The sequence below is a fragment of the Ancylomarina longa genome, assembly GCF_003996985.1.
Taxonomy (GTDB): Bacteria; Bacteroidota; Bacteroidia; order Bacteroidales; family Marinifilaceae; genus Ancylomarina_A; species Ancylomarina_A longa.
Map to the genome: position 1 here is coordinate 1 of NZ_RJJX01000154.1, position 590 is coordinate 590.

Genomic DNA, 590 nt, shown 5'->3' on the forward strand with positions numbered 1-590 from the left:
TCGACCGTCTGGGCGTTGTTTTGAATGCTCTGGGCTATTTTCTCGTCCGACTGTTGGATAGCGGTCGCAGTGATATTGGCTCTTATGTTCAAGCTGTCTCTGATAGTCTGTGACGTTTGTTCGATACCGCTCAGAAGTTGTTCCTCTGTATTCTTCAATTCGTTGTTGTACTTCTTGTCTATATTCGCCAGTAGCTCTAAAGCCTTGCTCATAAATCTCGCCCTCTAAACGGATGGGACGTTTTGCGCCCTCATATGGGTTTTCAATGGATATGGAGTTTTTTACTTGTCGAGTGACATTGATTTGATTCGATTCAAGCCATTGCACCAATTCTTGCCGATCGGCAACTTCCCCATTAGAAACCGCTCGGTAAACACGTTGATGTAACTGCTCTTTAAAATCCTTAATATCTTTGGGCAGGTTCTTTTTATTTAAAAATAGCTGTCGATGCTCCGGATCATCGGGGTCATACAGTGAATGTTCGGTATTGGTGATCTGCTTAAATAGATCGACTCGATCTAAATCGACTGGCGCATAGAATGGCTGTAGGCGTTTGCCTGTTGAAAGCTCAACATTGGGAATCACAAAAT

Annotated in this window: 1 protein-coding gene; it reads right to left on the reverse strand. The window is 43.4% G+C overall.

Annotated elements, in window-relative coordinates:
* Positions 1–590, reverse strand: a 590-nt coding sequence (locus DLK05_RS16750; protein WP_209319949.1) for a relaxase family protein, incomplete at both ends; no start/stop codon positions are given.